The sequence below is a fragment of the Psychrobacter sp. CX16 genome (assembly GCF_057396245.1).
The window spans coordinates 15,198-31,747 of record NZ_JBXYJF010000035.1 but is presented as its reverse complement, the minus strand read 5'-3'; the positions used below and the strand labels follow the sequence as shown (position 1 = coordinate 31,747).

Genomic DNA, 16,550 nt, shown 5'->3' with positions numbered 1-16,550 from the left:
GACTCTTTTTTGCCAATATATTGCGAAATTGTCTAACTTAGAATGACTAAGCGTCAAAAATTTCACTGCATATTGACTAAAAAATAGTCGCCGCCAGTGCCATGGTCGAATGTTCCACACGCCCTAATAACTGAGCCAGAGAAGTCAAAGTAAACCGGCTTAAGCATTGAGGTTATGCTGCTAAGCCAAATACAATTAAGCTAAAATTTTACTTGTCATGGCCTAAGGAGTGATTAAACCATGACGCATGGCTAGATGAGTCAGTTTAACATCACTGTCTACCCCAACCTTCTCAAAAATACGATAACGATAGGTGTTAACTGTTTTAACACTTACGAATAACTGATCGGCGATTTGTTGCGGACTTTGGCAGTTAACCACCATCATAGCGACTTGCTTTTCTCGCTCGCTCAAACGGTCAAAGGGAGACTCTTCATTATCGGTTAATAGCATATCTGCCAATTGCTCTGCGACATCACTACTAAAGTACTTACTACCTTGATGTACTTTCTTAATAGCTTTAATCATCTCTACTAAGGGTGTACCTTTGGTGATATAGCCGTTCACGCCTGCCTTAAGGAGCATAGAGGGGTAGGGCTGAGTAGATACACTGCTGACGGCCAATATCTTGACTTTATCATTGAATTGACGCAAACGCTTTGTTGTTTCCACACCGCCAATATTAGGCATATTAACGTCTAGTAACACCACATCAGGCGCAAGAGAGCGAACCATTCTTATCGCTTCTTCGCCGCTATCTGCTTCTCCAATGACCTGTATTTCAGGATCATCTGCTAGCATTCGGCTAATGCCCATTCTCACTAAATCGTGGTCGTCTACTACCAATACTTTAATCATAATTATGTATCCAAAAGTCTTTTAAAGTAATCATACCAGTATCTTTATGTTGCTGCATCGTAAATGGTTTGTTTTGAATTGACAACACACCTTAACAGCAGCGTATACTTGAGAATTAGTACTTAACGCGTATTGTAAATGGTGTTAAGATAATTGACATACGGGTTAGATTAAGTATTAATATAGTTTATCCACGTATTAGTTCATATCTTTTTTATTAATGAATTTCCTCATTAATAATTAGAGGATAGACATTGTGTAGCAGGCTTCATTAGCCCCTGCTATCAGACTTGCTATCTATTTATAAACTTGGAATAATATGGATTGATACCCGTACTATAGAGGGGGTTGGCAAGCAAATGAGGTTATCAAGAGTATCTATTTTGTTATTTATAAGCCCTTAATACTAAGTGACACAACCCTTACATAAAATGTATAGCGTGATTATATATCTATTAAGTGAAATATCTAATATATTCGTCAAAATAAATATCGGAACACTGAGTTATTGACGAGATTTATAAAATTTGCGTTTACTTGTATCAATTTTCCATGTGAGCACCGACCGCTCAAGTAGCCACATTGATTATCTATGAGATAATGGTGCGCTACTCAAATGATAGGTACTCCAATTACTACATTCTTTTATTATTTTAACGACTCAAATGGGATGACACATGAGCATAAATAAATCTTTCAATAAAACCTTTATCTTTGTCTGCATCGCATTGGGTCTGGGTACCGTAAGCTCAGCATCTAATGCTGCGTTGACCATTGCAGAACCTGGTAAAGCCAAAGTGAGCTGGGGCAATGCAGGTGGCTTATCAGAGGCCCGCACTATCATGTATTCAAATGGCAATAAAATACGCCGTATAGATAATGGTAATGTCGGCAACTCGTCAGCACAGACCTTCAACACCCCAAGTAACTTTAGCAGCAACTCAAGCTTCTATGATACCCTGCCAATCTCAACCGGCTCACGTGGTGTGTTGGTTATGGATGTTGAAACAGGTAAGCCACTGTATGAGAAAAATGCACAAGTAGCGCGTCCAATTGCTTCAATTACTAAGCTGATGACTGCTATGGTCGTACTTGATGCGGGTTTGGACATGCGTGAAGAGATCGTTCTTGATCCAGTTGATTTCGTTGGTCCTAAACGTGCCAGTTCTCGTCTAAAAGCAGGCGATCGCATGAACCGTGCCGAACTGCTATTAATGACACTAATGAAGTCTGAAAACCCAGCAGCTAAAACACTGGCTAGACATTATCCAGGTGGCTATGATGCCTTCATGCGTGATATGAACCGAAAGGCAAGTGCCTTAGGTATGTCGACCGCTTTCTTTGGTGATCCAACGGGTCTTGATAAGCGTAATGTTGCCTCACCTGCTGATTTAGCAAAAATGGTACAGGCAGCTGGTCAATATGAAGTAATCCGTCGTTTCTCAACCACTCGCGACTATGATTTCTTTGTGGCTAACTATTCAGCAGGTAACCGTACGTATCCTGCGCGTAATACCAGCTACTTAGTTCGTGATGGTAACTACCCAATCGGTATCTCAAAAACAGGCTTTATCAATGAAGCGGGCCGTTGTGTGGTTATGGAGACCCGTGTGAATAATCGTCCAGCTATCATTGTATTATTGGGTGCGAACAGCTCATCCACGCGCTGGAAAGATGCAGAGACTATCCTAAATAATCTAGCGTTACGTCGTTCTATCTAAGCATTCTTGAGGATTTAGTACTAAACACTCAATACTAGAACAATAAAAAAGAGCCCTAATATAAATTAGGGCTCTTTTTTATTGTTCAAACGATTTATTTAGTCTAAATCAACCACTTATGAGGCGTGTTCCATACATAAGGTGGCGTAAGGAACGGCTTCTAATCGCTTCTCTTCAATCTCTTCGCCGCAAACAGTGCACTCGCCATAAGTACCATTTTCGATACGGCTTAATGCATTTTTGACATAGGTTAGACCTTGCTGCGCTTCTAGTAACAGACGTTTACGCATGTCGTTTTCCCGCATAGAAATGGCTTGGTCGTCCCAATGCTCATTTAAATCGTCTTGCGGATTATGAATGTGGTCTTCGATTTTGTCGATACGGTTTTGATACTCTTGCTCAAGCTCTAATAAACGCGCTTGGGCTTTGGTAAAATCTCTACTCATGATACTTCTCCTATAAAGTTAATTCTCTTCCAACCTTTATTTGTTATTAGGCATATCATCCGCTTATACTGGTTTAATATCAATATAAGCAGTCAACATCGCACGACTGTTTTACAAATAGTCGCAATGTTCGATTAAAGTCCGATGCAGATTGGAAGGGTATGGGTTTTATTATTTAATCGTTTGATGAGAATAAAATAACAGGTCAGTATTAAAAATATGCTGATGGCTTATGTTTATTATAATAGCATTTATTATTAAGAAAATGGTTTACAGACGGTAAGCGTGAGGGCAGCCACAATAACGTAAAATTTGCCGTTGAGACTCAAAGTTAGCCTAAAAAATATGCTAAAATCCCCCAAATCTTGTACAACGTTAATCTCAACCACTTAACTCTTATTGATTAAAGGTAACGGCATGAACTTCGCTAGAATGGAAAACCAAGACTTATCGGGCAAAACAGTATTAATTCGTGAAGATTTAAATGTGCCTATTCAAAATAGCAAAATTGCTAACGATGCTCGATTACAGTCTAGTCTTCCAACAATTAAGCTGGCGCTTGAAAAAGGTGCAGCAGTGTTGGTTTGTTCACATTTAGGTCGCCCAAAAGAAGGCGAATATGAAGAGAAATATTCATTACAGCCGGTAGCCGATTATTTATCAGAGAAGCTGGGCAAAATGGTATCGCTTAATAAAGAATATGCAGAACAAGCGGTCAATGTTGAGCCAGGTGAGGTAGTTTTATTAGAAAACGTTCGTTTTAATGTGGGCGAGAAAAAGAACAGCGAAACCTTATCACAGCATTATGCAGATCTATGTGATGTATTCGTTATGGATGCATTTGGCACAGCGCACAGAGCGCAAGCGTCGACAGAAGGTGTGATTACTGCTGCAGCCAAATCAGGTAAAGTGGTTTGTGCCGGTCCTTTATTAGCCGCTGAGTTGGATGCACTAGAAAAAGCACTAAATAAACCTAAGAAGCCATTAGTAGCCATTGTCGGTGGTTCTAAGGTATCTACAAAACTGGATGTATTAATCAGCTTAGCGAAAATTTGTGATCAAATTATCGTGGGCGGTGGTATTGCCAATACCTTTATCGCCGCAAAAGGCCACTCTGTGGGTGCGTCACTTTATGAAGCTGATATGATTGATACAGCAAAAAGCATCATGACCCAAACAGATATTTTATTACCAGAGCACGTGGTAGTGGCTAATAAAAATGAAATAAACTTTGATGATTTCATCAATTCGCTTGCTTCAGCGACTCCGATTAAACGTAGTCTAGATGAAGTCGGCGATGATGAGATGATTCTGGATATCGCTGCTGAAGGTGCAACACATATTTTTGATTGCGTCAAAAATGCAGCTACTATCTTATGGAATGGTCCAGTAGGCGTATTCGAAGTAGATGCGTTTGCAGAAGGTACCCGTCTATTAGCAGAAGCAGTGAGAGACAGCGAAGGCTTCTCAATTGCCGGTGGTGGTGATACCTTATCAGCAATCCATAAGTTTGGTATCGAAGATGGGGTTAGCTATATGTCAACAGGCGGTGGAGCTTTCTTAGAATTCGTTGAAGGTAAAACATTGCCTGCCGTTGCTGCATTAGAAGCCAATAGCTCTTTATAATATCATGTAAATGATACAAATATTCTATATAACTTACCGATATTATTAGCAAAACTTAACCTAAGTTACGAATTATTACTTGTGTTTTAACGATATCCTCATTAAAATATTGAAAAATATGATTATCACATTCAAGGAGTTTTTATGCTAAACCGTAAACTGTTAGTAGCGAGTCTTATCGCTGGTACATTCGCTATGACTGCATGTAGCCAACAAACTGAGGAAGCTGCTGATCAAGGCGCTGTTGAATCAGCTGCAGAAAGCGCTGGTAATGATATCACTGATGCAGCAAATAGTGCTGGCGAAACAGCTAGTAGCCTAGGTGAATCAGCTGTTGACGGTGCTCAAACTGCTGGTGCAGTAGTATCAGGCGCAGCCGTTAATGCTGGTGAAGCAATTGGCGATGGCGCAAACTCTGCTGTTAAAGGTGCATCTAATGCAGTTTCTAATGGTGCTGACGCCGTATCAGAGGGTGCAAATGATTTAGCTAACAGTGCTGCCTCTAAAGCAGACACTGATTTACAAGCTGATCCAGCAGTTTCAGAAGCCGTAGACGAAGATCAGCAGTACTAATAACTATTGATAGTTGATTTATTGCTTGTTGAACGTTAAACAATAAATAATATCACTATCATTATTATAAAAAGAGCCTTGATTATTCAGGGCTTTTTTTATGGGTGTACTATCGGTTTTAAAACTGGGGTTTATGAAAAGCAAACGGCTATCTTTGTTATAATACCAAGACTTACTATTAGGAATTAGAATAGCGATTATGATTGGACTTATTGAAGGTAGAGTGTGCCATTTATCTGCACCCGTGGCATGTATTATGACCGCATCTGGGGTGGGCTATGAAGTAGAATTACCATTGCCAGATTTTTGTCAGCTGCATTTAGATGTGCCAGCCGTATTATGGACACATTTGCATGTGCGTGAAGATGCACAATTGTTATATGGTTTTTTGAATCAAAGTGAGCGTGATGTGTTTCGTCAATTAATTCGTATTAATGGCGTCGGCGCAAAAATGGCGTTGGCGATGATGTCGACCATGTCAGCACCGGAGTTAAAGCACTGCGTTGAGAGTGATAATGAAGCAGCTTTGGTGAAAGTACCAGGTATTGGTAAAAAGACCGCACAGCGTTTGCTCATTGAGCTAAAAGGTAAATTTGATAACATTGATACCATCGGTACCTTATTCGATGTAACACCTGAGGTTGCAAAAGCAAGAGGCGTCGCTGCTAACGAAGGCATTATATTAGCAGAAGTAGAATCAGCACTTATTAGTCTAGGCTACCGCGATAAAGAAGCGCAAGCTGCGATTAAAGCTGCGCGTGAGACAGAAGCAGGGCAGGATATTGTTAATACTCAAGGCTTACTGAAACTAACCCTGCGTCAGTTGTCTAGCTTTTAATTAAGTTTAGAGTAGATGAGCGGTTAATATTAATACATAAAAAAGGCGTCATAACAGCTTATTAAATTAGCTGCTATGACGCTTTTTTTTAGCTATGTGAACTTGTTATAGCGTGGCTTTGATGACTCTGATTAATCGCTCAACCACCTGATCACTTTCAGTACGGGATAAGTTAAGCGGCGGCAGTAGGCGAACCACATGACCACCAGTGACGTTTAAGATAAGCTGTTCATCGATACGCGCATCATTCACTAAGTTGCTGCAATCTGTGTCTTCAGGTAGTACAACACCGATCATCATACCATGACCACGAGTGGTTACGCCCAAAGAGCCAAGCTCGTTTTGTAGGCTGCTTTGAATGTAATCTCCTTCAGTAGTGGCATTTTGCATGATGTCTGTATTACGTAAAACGTTATATACGCTGTGCACCACGCGGCTACCTAAAGGTGTACCGCCATAGGTAGAGCCATGACTGCCAGCTTGGAATAGGTCACGAGCACGGCCACTGACCATACAGGCACCAATAGGGAACCCATTGCCTAAGCCTTTAGCGGTTGATAACACATCAGGCTTAGCATTGCTGTGCTGATAGGCAAAGTACTTACCGGTACGACCATTACCTGTTTGAACCTCATCTAGCATAAATAACCAGTCATTTTTATCACAAATAGAGCGCACTTGATCTAAATAATTAAAACCATCTTTTGCGGTATTTAAGCCGCCTTCACCTTGAATAGGTTCTAGAAAAACGGCGGTAATATCATCATGTTCTGCAGCGGCCTGATTAATAGCCTCAACATCACCGAAAGGTACACGAATAAAGTCATTATCCAAGGTAAAGAAACCGGCGCGCGCTTTGGGATTTGCTGTCGCAGAAACCGTCAATAAGGTACGGCCATGAAACGCATGCTCCATGACAATCACTTTAGGCTGTTTGAATCCTTTATTATGACCATATAAACGTGCCATCTTTAATGCTGCTTCATTGGCTTCAGCGCCACTATTTGCAAAAAATACGCTATCCATTCCAGCTGCAGTACATAGCGATTCGGCTGCTTTTTCTTGCCAGTCTATTTTGAATAAATTACTGGTATGTACCAAAGTCGCTGCTTGTTCTTGAATGGCTTTGGTCACATCAGGGTGGCAATGACCCAGACCGCAAACAGCGATACCGGTTAATGCATCCAGATAGGCTGTATTATCAGAGGTATAAAGCCAACTGCCTTCGCCACGCTCAAAACTGATAGGCTGCGGTGCATAGGTAGGCATGATATAAGAGTGAGACGCTGACATAGTAAGACCTTTATGATTAATGGAGAATAGAATAGGGTGGTGCTAAGTGTTTGGTGTCTGTTGATAGAGCACAAGTCATTAAAGCATAGATTATTAGAGTATAAGTCGTCTATTGCTAGCAAAAAAACTTTTATTCTAATTCTTGTGAAAATGGCGAATCATGTGCGGGCATGCGGTAATCTTCATTGGCCCATGCACCCAAATCTATAAGCTTGCAGCGATCACTGCAAAAGGGTTTATAAGGATTATCTTGCCAGACAGTTGGCTTTTGGCACTGCGGGCAAGGGTAGGTTTTGTGTGTGGAAACAGTCTGATTAGTCATAAATAAGTGTCTTAAAATAATAGGTGGCTTTATAGAATGTTATAATAAGTCATTAAATTATAGCATGAGAGCGTTAGTCCTAATATGGCACCGTCCATAAAGTTATCATGCTTAGTATGTCATGCTAAAGGTATTTTATTTCCTCCATCCCCCATTTAACCAAGTGTGTGCAATACTATGTCTAACTCTCAATTCCCTAAGCAAGTCAAGCCCTCTGTACTGGCTGAGTCCTCATCAACTATTAATGAGCAGGTTAGCCATGATATTCAGGTGAGTCATGACAAGGCGCGTCAATTTAAACCAGATAAGCTTAATCCGCCGCGAGATTTTGTATTACCAAGTTTTGTGATTGATAAATCGGCCGATGAGCGTCCACTGGTTGTGGAGATTGGAGCAGGTAAAGGCATGCATGCTTGTCTATATGCAAAACAAAATCCGCAGCATGACCTGATTGCCATTGAGCGCACTCAGAATAAATTTACTGCATTTGCTGGACTGGTGGACTCGGTAGTTAAAGAGGTGGTCGAGCTTGATAACTTGCTTGCGGTTCATGCAGACGCTATTCCTTATTGTGTGTATGCACTGCCACCAAAAAGTGTGGATATGATCTATTTGTTGTATCCCAATCCTGAACCTAAAAACCCCAATCAGCAGTGGCTTAATATGCCGTTTTTTGAGTTTTTAGTGTCTCGATTAAAAGCAAAAGGCAAGGTGGTATTGGCCAGTAATATTACAGACTATATTGATAACGCGTATGAGCAAGCGTTAAATACTTGGCATCTGCCCACTCAAAAAAGTGAGATTCCTAAAGAGAGTCGCCGCACCCATTTTGAAATTAAGTATTTGGCACGAGGCGAGATATGTTGGCAGTTAGATATCGTAAAACCTGAAGGCTATGTGACACACTTTGATAATTGGATATCGGATGAGTTAAAAGCATCTATCAAGTAAGCGCTAATTGCATATAAAAAAAGAGACCTTGTTAAGGTCTCTTTTTTATAATTTAATGCATAAATAAGACTAATTAACATGAGGGTCTGAGGTCATGTTAATTGGCACAAATTTACTAATAGTATCATAAGTATTGGTACGCGCATCTAGCACAGTTAAGAAAGTATAGGCACCAATGAATTTACGGCTAATAAACATAAACTCTTTAGGCGGTAGGCTGAATTCACGTGATTGCATGGCGCTACCAGACGTTTCCATTAGTCTTCTGTGTAAGTTGCTGTCTGCCCAGTGATAATAACCTTCATCATCGACAAGCTCATTGGCTGTCTCATTCAGTGACGTCGGCGCTCTAAATGGCTCGGTCGCTAATAAGAAAACATCGGCCATATTGGCTTTAGACTCTTGGGTCATAGTATCAAAGAACTCATAGCCAGTCATCGAGTCCATCATTGACTGCTTGTCATAATAGAAGCCTGCCAGCATAAGATTGCGAGCAATCTTGAGCAGATGATCATCAAACTGACGCATCGCACCAAAATCTAATAAGATTAATTTGTCCTTGCCATCAGGCTTATCGACAGGCTCTGAGCGAATTAGATAGTTACCGAAGTTAGGGTCAGTTTGCATCTCACCCCAAACGAATATCTCATTGAGCATGATATCAATCGCCGCTTTACCCAGATTATCACGGCGCTGCTGTGATAACGCTTGTAAATTGGCATCCGTAACCGGTACACCTTCTTCATAACTTAAGCATAAGACTCTATCAGTAGAGTAGGCTTCAAAAACTTGAGGTACCACATAGCGCTCATCTTCTTTTAGACGCTGGTGGAAGCGCTGAGTCGTTGCCGCCTCTGCTTTGTAATCGACCTCAACTTTGAGCAAATCGCTAATTTCATTAAACCACTCATCAAGCGCCTTAGTTTGAGGAACGGCATTGGTAACTTTAAGCAGGTGCTTAAATAAGCTTAAATCTGAGTCAATTGCATCTGCAACGCCAGGATATTGAACTTTTAATACCACTTGCTGACCTGTAGCTTTAATAGTCGCACGATGGACTTGCGCAAGAGAAGCGGTGCCGATAGGGATATGCGAAACCTCTAGCTCATCTAACCGCTGTTGACCCAATTGGTCAAGCAGTGCTCTTTCAACCACAGCCCATGATAGGCTAGCAGTGCTGTCATTTAAACGGTGCAGGGCAGCTGTGATTTCAGGATGTAAAAAATGCTCACCATACAATGCCAACATTTGACCAATCTTGACCACAGAGCCCTTTAATTTACCCAATTCATCTGCTAGATAAGCGGCTTGCTCTTTCATAAAGGCTTGATTACGTGAAGCCTTGGCTTCTTTGCTCAAGAACAAGCCACCAAAACTATTACCCGCCCAGCGTCGGCCTAAATTAAGCGACGTTTTGGCAATGGATAGACGTCTGTCTAATCGAGAAGTTTTGAGCTCACTCATTTCGGTAGGCACTGAGCCAGTTTGACCTTGAGTACTGTCTGGTTCTTGTTCTTGTGTTGGTACGGGTGTTGATGAATTTGACATGATTAAGCCATATTGAAAATAGTGCTCTGCAGCGTAAAACCTACCTGCACAGCAATATAAGTAATTAGGATTGGCACTAATAATAGGTTATTAATTTTAAAAGGTTATTAATGACGATACCGCATCGCTAGGGTCGATAATAGCATTAAATTAAGCTGCTAAGTAGTCTGTTAACCGAGAAGCAACTGACGCACAGTTAAACATTGTAATTGTCATTTGAAGATAGAGTATCACGAAACCCTTGTATAGCCTAAGCGCTAAAACAGCGTATTGCCTGTAGCTCTATTAGTTGACAATAGATGCGTCTGTAACTGTCTAATTTAGATAAACCAATTTAAAAAAAGCAATCTATTATTTATAAGACAAAAAGCTGCAATATAAAGATAGACTGCTCTTTTTATAACATATATTCCTTTAAGCTAAAGAAACATCTGATTAGTAAATCAATGACTAGTTAGCCACGATTTAGTGCACGGTAACCGATGTCACGGCGATAATGTGCACCATCAAACTGAATAGAAGCAGCACCCTCTAAAGCGGCACGCTGTGCGTCTGCAATGGTATCACCTAATGCGGTTACACATAATACACGGCCACCATTGGTTACCACATGCTTGCCATCGTGCTTAGTGCCGGCATGGAAGACTTTAACCGTATCGTCGTCACCTAATGGCGGTAGACCAGTAATCACATCACCTTTTGATGAACTTTCAGGATAGCCCTTAGACGCCAGTACAATGCCTAATGCTGCGCGGTCATCCCACTTCGCCTCTTTTGGTAGTTTGCCAGCAACGCCTTGTTGAATCAGCTCTACTAATGAGCTTTGCAGGCGCATCATAATTGGCTGAGTTTCTGGATCGCCAAAGCGACAATTAAACTCAATCACGTATGGGTCATTATTTTCATCAATCATAAGACCAGCATACAAAAATCCTGTGTAAGGGTGACCGGCGTCTTTCATAGCCTTAACCACGGGCTCAATAACTTGGCTCATGACCTTTTGATGAACCTCATCGGTAACGACTGGGGCAGGGGAGTAGGCACCCATACCGCCAGTATTAGGACCGGTATCGCCTTCGCCGATACGTTTGTGGTCTTGGCTTGTCGCCATTGGTAGGATATTGTCGCCGTCAATCATGCAAATAAAGCTGGCTTCTTCGCCTTGTAAAAACTGCTCTATTACCACACGGCTACCGGCATCACCAAATTTGTTGTCACCTAGCATATCTTCAATGGCTTCATGCGCCTGCTCAACGGTCTCGGCTACAATAACGCCTTTACCAGCAGCAAGACCGTCTGCTTTAACCACGATAGGTGCGCCATTTTCATTAACGTATGCTTTGGCTGCTTCGATATCGGTAAAGCCTTGGTATTTAGCGGTTGGAATGTTGTTTGCTAACATGAATTCTTTAGCAAAGGTTTTTGAGCCTTCTAACTGAGCACAATATGCAGTGGGTCCCCAAGCTGCGATGTTTGCCTTATTACAATCATCTACCAGACCTGCTACTAGCGGCGCTTCTGGGCCAACAACCACTAACTCCACAGTATTGTTTTGACAAAACTGGATTACCGCATCGTGATTGGTGGTATCAAGGTCAATATTTTTACATTTTGGTTCTTGAGTTGTACCAGCGTTGCCATTGGCCACATAGACGGTGTCAATATTGCTGTCTTTTGCACATTGCCAAGCAAGTGCATGTTCACGACCACCAGAACCAATCACTAAAATATTCATAGAAAACCCTTGTTCGCTTTATAGTTTAATTTACTTGATGAAAATCGAATCGTTAATAAATAATTCTGCTATTTTATCAAACTCTGCCGTATAGGGGGCAGCTTTGTTGCTTGCTCTTTAGTTAAAAGTGAATGAATGAGGCTTAGAATTCATTTTAATAACAAGGAATTTATTTTAATACCAATGTACAGGGATGCAATCGGTATAATAAGGGATGAATTAAAAATGAACCGCTCAAATGCGAGCTTTAAAAAGGTGTAAATATGCCAAAAATACTCATAATCATCGGAGTTATGCTTGTTGTTATCGGATTGATTTGGACTTTATTTCCAAGTGCTTTGTCTTGGTTTGGCAAATTGCCTGGTGATATCCGTTATGAATCGGGCAATACCCGCGTCTACTTTCCCATTGTGACCATGATTGTGGTGAGCTTGGTACTTAGTATTTTGCTTAATTTATTTAATCGCTAATAGAATGCCCTTCATTATATTAGGGCGTGTGGAACATTCGACCATGGCACTGGCGGCGACTATTTTTTAGTCAATATGCAGTGAAATTTTTGACGCTTAGTCATTCTAAGTTAGACAATTTCGCAATATATTGGCAAAAAAGAGTCCCGCCCCTGAGAACGGATTAAGCAAAGCACTGCTTTGCCCGTTCGCAAGGCGAGAGATGTGCTCGAGTGAGGCTGATGCTAAAATCGTCCCAGACGTTGTTGCAAACCTAGTCAAGGTATAGACATTAACTACGGTTTACGCCTAGTCTGAAACAATTTTAGCTATCAGCAGTGCTAATTTGCGAATGTTCCACACGCCCTAATTAATACCCATTACGCTGTAATTGAGCATCGGTAGTCATCTTGAATTTTTAGGCTAATTTAACCTTTTAAGTTCTAAACTAAGCAGTCTTTTAGCGGCTAATATTCCACACCGGCATGAGAATATTTTGTATAAGTGTATGCCATTCTAAGTGCAGTATGCTATATTACTGCGTTTCACAATTTGCGTAACTTCACGTATCAAATTGTGTATGTCCTCTTGCTTTTGCGCGACCCTTCAAGCTGTAAATTTAATATTTAAGATAACTGCCATGAAAGATATGATTGTTTTAGATCAAGTATATAAAAAATTTCAGACTCAAAAAGATGGCAAACTGCATTGGTTTACAGCTGTCGAGCCTATCTCACTAAACATTAAACAAGGTGAGATTTTTGGTTTGATGGGCTATTCAGGTGCGGGCAAGTCAACATTGCTGCGCCTGATGAATCTGTTAGAGCGTCCAGATGGCGGTACAGTAACCATTGATGGCGAGGTATTAACCAGTCTGAATGCTAAGCAGCTACGTGTGGCGCGCCATAATGTGGGCATGATTTTTCAGCAATTTAATTTGATGTCAAACCGCACTGTTTTTGAGAATGTGGCCTTTAATCTTAAAGTATCGGGCTACGCCAAAAATAACATTTATGAGCGGGTTATGGAGTGCTTGGAGATTGTCAATTTAACGGACAGAGCCAATCATTATCCAGCGCAGCTATCTGGCGGCCAAAAGCAGCGTGTGGGTATTGCACGCGCGATTGCACCGAATCCAAAAGTGCTATTGGCGGATGAGCCAACCAGTGCGCTTGACCCTGCGACAACGCGGGCGCTACTAAGCACATTAAAAGAAGTGAATAAAAGATTAGGGGTGACAATCGTTATCGTAACTCACGAAATGAGTGTGATTCGCCGCATTTGTAACCGCGCAGCGCTGTTACACAATGGGCATTTATTAGAGGTGGCTGAGATTGTTGATGGTCAAATTATCGCGAACACTGAAATTGGCAGCGGCCTAGTTCAGGAGGATTAAACAATGTTAGCAGTGACTTTTAATGATGCCTACGCCCGTCTATGGGAACTTCGAAAAGAGATTTGGCAAGCGACTATCGACACTTTTGTCATGCTTGGTATTTCGACCACAGCAGCCATTATTATCGGTGGTTTGTTTGGTGTGTTTTTGTTTTTGACCAGTGATAAGCAGCTTCTACAAAATAGATCGCTGTATGCCATATTGGGCGGCGTTACCAATTTTATGCGCGCATTCCCCTTTGTCATCTTGATGATTGCAATGAGTCCGTTTACTAAGTCGTTAATTGGCACCAGTATCGGACCGGTTGCAGCATCCTTAGTATTGGCTATTGCAGGCTCGTTTTATTTTGCACGTCTTGTCGAGCAAAACTTACGCGAAGTACCACGTGGTATTGTTGAGGCTAGTGAGTCGATGGGCGCCAGTCCGATGACTATTATTAAAGTGCTATTAACCGAAGCACGTTCAGGTCTCGTCCTGTCAGTGACTATTTTATGTATTAGTTTGCTGTCATATTCAGCGGCAGCCGGTATGATTGGCGGTGGCGGTCTAGGTGACCTCGCGATTCGTTATGGTTACTACCGTTATCAAACCGAAGTAATGATATTTATCGTCGTTATGCTGTCAGTGATGGTGATTGGTATTCAAGGTTTGGGTAACTGGCTTGCGACAAAATTAGACAAGCGTTAATTAAGCAATTAGATTTTCAATCCGTAAGATATGACTTTTAATAAAAGGAAGATGTCATGAATTTAGCACAAATCCGTAGTAACGTTTTAGCCGCTGCATCTGTAGCTGGTGTTTCAGGTTTGGTATTGGTTGGTTGTAGTAGCAATGACAATGCAGCAGATGAAAGCATTGCCGCATCAGACGAGAAAACCAGTATTGTGATCGGTACCACTGAAGGCGATTTCGCTGATATGGTTCGTGACCAAGTAAAAGGTGAGCTAGAAGCCCAAGGTTACGAAGTGAAGCTAACCACTTTTACTGATTACGTACGTCCAAACTTGGCGCTAGCGGAAGGTGATTTAGACATCAATATCTTCCAGCATAAGCCTTACTTAGATACGTTCAAAGCAGAAAATAACCTTGATTTGGTTGAAGTATTCCAAGTACCGACCGCACCACTAGGCATCTACTCAGGTAAAAAGACTTCATTAGAAGATGCTTATGATGGTATGAAAGTATCTGCGCCAAACGATCCAAGTAACTTTGCGCGTGCATTGGTTATGATGAATGACTTAGGCTGGATTTCATTAAAAGATAACGTTGATCCATTAACTGCATCTAAGTCTGATATTGCTACTAACCCAATGAACATCGATATCGTTGAATTAGAAGCCGCTCAATTGCCACGTGCTCGTGACGAAGTAGACTTTGCCGTTATCAATGGTAACTATGCGACAGACGCAGGTATTAACTTAACAGATGCGTTATACCAAGAAAAAAGCTTTGCTTATGTGAACTGGTCAGCGGTTCGTGCAGAAGACAAAGATGCGAAATGGGTGAAAGATGTAGAAGCAGCTTATAATTCACCAAGCTTCAAGACGTATGCTCACGAAACCTTCCCAGGCTACAAATATCCTAAGATTTGGGGTGAAGAGCAAGAAGGCGAAGCCGAAACAACAGGTGAGAATGCGCCTCAGTAATGTTTAATAGGACTTTATGTCTTTAAGCATAAAAAAACCTAGCAATTGCTAGGTTTTTTTATGGATGATGGATTATATTATAAAAAATAATCCATCACCTTATTTGTAGATAAAGATTTATTTGCTGTCTAAACGGATAACTTGTCTATCGCCTTGTTGCTGGATAGGGCGGTTATTACCCGTATACAGTTGGCTAAGCATGGCAAGCTCAGTACTTGAAACTGCTAATGGCTTATCCGCAACAAACCATTGCACTTGTTCTGAACACGGCGGGGTAGTCAATGAGCCGGCATAGTTATAAAAGCTGCTATGCATTGGCAGTAATGTGGTTAAGTCAACGCCCGTCACTAAAGCAGGTTCGTCAGTTTGAGTGACGATTTTACTAATCTGTGTCAGATTGCCTAATGCATTGGTGGCTGACGTTGGGTTTAACATGACACCGATAACGGCTAACTCGCCTGCCGCATTGGCATGGACAAAATGAACTTCGGCAGGATAATTAACACCGGCAAATTGGTGCTCACTTGGCGCATGATAGTGGAATTGGAGTAAGGTAAAGGTTTCGCCATTGATAAGCGTGGTGTTATTGCCGCTTTTTGGCGTATAAACAATAGTGTGTCCGTTATGACTAATCTCTATATCAGAAACGCCAAAGCTGATACTAGGCGCTGCATCAGTACTGCTTAAAACACGAGTAATATTAATAGGCGACTGCTGTTTGCCGATTGAGCAGGTCTCATTACCATGGACATCACCCCAATATTCTGGACCCATATTACCGGTGTAGCCCCAAGTGGCTTCATGTGAGTCATCATGAGCGTTAGACTGCTTATGGTCAGTCGTCACTGACGAGCTGTTTGCGGGGGAGTGTTGTAAAGGTTGGGTATTGTTACAAGCACTAAGTCCTAATGAGGCGATAAGAGCAAGCGTAATGGTCGAAAGAGTAGTGTGGTTCATGGTATTTCATCCTGAAATAAGTAAATTAATAAAATCGTGCTGTTTATAAATGATGAGAAATTAGCGTAAGTAGCAGTACTTACTGAAATATCTACAATTGTTAGGTTAGAAGACAATGGCAGTATACAAGGGTATCCGTACTATTGTTATCGCTATTTAATAAGAAGTAAGGTCAGTGAGTGGTCAGACTG

16 protein-coding genes are annotated in these 16,550 nt (G+C 41.4%); 9 read left to right on the top strand and 7 right to left on the bottom strand.

What is annotated here, in order from left to right:
• Window positions 1-222 precede the first annotated feature (222 nt).
• On the bottom strand, window positions 223-858 hold the full coding sequence (locus AC2SLM_RS11420) for a response regulator (RefSeq protein ID WP_486541365.1): 636 nt from the start codon (window positions 856-858) through the stop codon (window positions 223-225).
• 677 nt (window positions 859-1,535) lie between these two features.
• Between AC2SLM_RS11420 and AC2SLM_RS11415 the strand changes: the two genes are divergently transcribed.
• Window positions 1,536-2,579, top strand: coding sequence for a serine hydrolase (locus tag AC2SLM_RS11415; RefSeq protein WP_486541363.1), 1,044 nt, complete (start codon window positions 1,536-1,538; stop codon window positions 2,577-2,579).
• A 116-nt stretch (window positions 2,580-2,695) separates the two neighbouring features.
• Here AC2SLM_RS11415 and AC2SLM_RS11410 read toward each other — a convergent pair whose 3' ends face one another.
• Complete coding sequence (locus AC2SLM_RS11410) at window positions 2,696-3,025, bottom strand: TraR/DksA family transcriptional regulator (RefSeq protein ID WP_486541361.1); 330 nt, start codon at window positions 3,023-3,025, stop codon at window positions 2,696-2,698.
• A 417-nt stretch (window positions 3,026-3,442) separates the two neighbouring features.
• Here AC2SLM_RS11410 and AC2SLM_RS11405 point away from each other — a divergent pair, with 417 nt between their 5' ends.
• The 3 genes from AC2SLM_RS11405 (at window position 3,443) to ruvA (ending at window position 6,062) form a co-directional block, all read left to right on the top strand.
• On the top strand, window positions 3,443-4,651 hold the full coding sequence (locus tag AC2SLM_RS11405; protein ID WP_486553960.1) for a phosphoglycerate kinase: 1,209 nt from the start codon (window positions 3,443-3,445) through the stop codon (window positions 4,649-4,651).
• A gap of 144 nt (window positions 4,652-4,795) precedes the next feature.
• The gene (locus AC2SLM_RS11400) at window positions 4,796-5,224 is read left to right on the top strand and encodes a hypothetical protein (protein ID WP_486553958.1); all 429 of its coding nucleotides are present in this window, start codon (window positions 4,796-4,798) and stop codon (window positions 5,222-5,224) included.
• A 199-nt stretch (window positions 5,225-5,423) separates the two neighbouring features.
• On the top strand, window positions 5,424-6,062 hold the full coding sequence (gene ruvA / locus AC2SLM_RS11395; RefSeq protein ID WP_486541355.1) for a Holliday junction branch migration protein RuvA: 639 nt from the start codon (window positions 5,424-5,426) through the stop codon (window positions 6,060-6,062).
• 105 nt (window positions 6,063-6,167) lie between these two features.
• On the opposite strand, the gene AC2SLM_RS11390 is transcribed toward ruvA, so the two are convergent.
• On the bottom strand, window positions 6,168-7,355 hold the full coding sequence (locus AC2SLM_RS11390; RefSeq protein ID WP_486541353.1) for an acetylornithine/succinylornithine family transaminase: 1,188 nt from the start codon (window positions 7,353-7,355) through the stop codon (window positions 6,168-6,170).
• A gap of 130 nt (window positions 7,356-7,485) precedes the next feature.
• Window positions 7,486-7,677, bottom strand: a complete 192-nt coding sequence (locus tag AC2SLM_RS11385; protein WP_486541351.1) for a DNA gyrase inhibitor YacG — start codon at window positions 7,675-7,677, stop codon at window positions 7,486-7,488.
• A gap of 177 nt (window positions 7,678-7,854) precedes the next feature.
• On the opposite strand from AC2SLM_RS11385, the gene AC2SLM_RS11380 reads away from it, so the two are divergent.
• The gene (locus AC2SLM_RS11380; RefSeq protein WP_486553956.1) at window positions 7,855-8,628 is read left to right on the top strand and encodes a class I SAM-dependent methyltransferase; all 774 of its coding nucleotides are present in this window, start codon (window positions 7,855-7,857) and stop codon (window positions 8,626-8,628) included.
• 69 nt (window positions 8,629-8,697) lie between these two features.
• Here the strand turns inward: AC2SLM_RS11380 and AC2SLM_RS11375 are convergent, their stop codons facing one another.
• Complete coding sequence (locus tag AC2SLM_RS11375; protein WP_486553954.1) at window positions 8,698-10,176, bottom strand: ABC1 kinase family protein; 1,479 nt, start codon at window positions 10,174-10,176, stop codon at window positions 8,698-8,700.
• 454 nt (window positions 10,177-10,630) lie between these two features.
• Window positions 10,631-11,911 carry a phosphoribosylamine--glycine ligase gene (purD, locus tag AC2SLM_RS11370; protein WP_486553952.1) on the bottom strand — a complete coding sequence of 427 codons (1,281 nt, stop codon included), beginning with the start codon at window positions 11,909-11,911 and terminating at the stop codon, window positions 10,631-10,633.
• Between the two features lie 263 nt (window positions 11,912-12,174).
• Here purD and AC2SLM_RS11365 point away from each other — a divergent pair, with 263 nt between their 5' ends.
• From AC2SLM_RS11365 to AC2SLM_RS11350, 4 genes are all read left to right on the top strand, one after another.
• Entirely contained in the window at window positions 12,175-12,381 is a 207-nt protein-coding gene (locus AC2SLM_RS11365; protein ID WP_486541343.1) for a DUF2905 domain-containing protein, read from the top strand.
• Window positions 12,382-13,000: 619 nt separating this feature from the next.
• Window positions 13,001-13,756 (top strand): methionine ABC transporter ATP-binding protein, encoded by a 756-nt coding sequence (locus AC2SLM_RS11360; protein WP_486541341.1) that lies wholly within the window; start codon window positions 13,001-13,003, stop codon window positions 13,754-13,756.
• A 3-nt stretch (window positions 13,757-13,759) separates the two neighbouring features.
• Window positions 13,760-14,443 carry a methionine ABC transporter permease gene (locus AC2SLM_RS11355; protein ID WP_486541339.1) on the top strand — a complete coding sequence of 228 codons (684 nt, stop codon included), beginning with the start codon at window positions 13,760-13,762 and terminating at the stop codon, window positions 14,441-14,443.
• 56 nt (window positions 14,444-14,499) lie between these two features.
• Window positions 14,500-15,402, top strand: a complete 903-nt coding sequence (locus AC2SLM_RS11350; RefSeq protein WP_486553950.1) for a MetQ/NlpA family ABC transporter substrate-binding protein — start codon at window positions 14,500-14,502, stop codon at window positions 15,400-15,402.
• 117 nt (window positions 15,403-15,519) lie between these two features.
• Here AC2SLM_RS11350 and AC2SLM_RS11345 read toward each other — a convergent pair whose 3' ends face one another.
• Window positions 15,520-16,359 (bottom strand): carbonic anhydrase, encoded by an 840-nt coding sequence (locus AC2SLM_RS11345; RefSeq protein WP_486541335.1) that lies wholly within the window; start codon window positions 16,357-16,359, stop codon window positions 15,520-15,522.
• Window positions 16,360-16,550 lie beyond the last annotated feature (191 nt).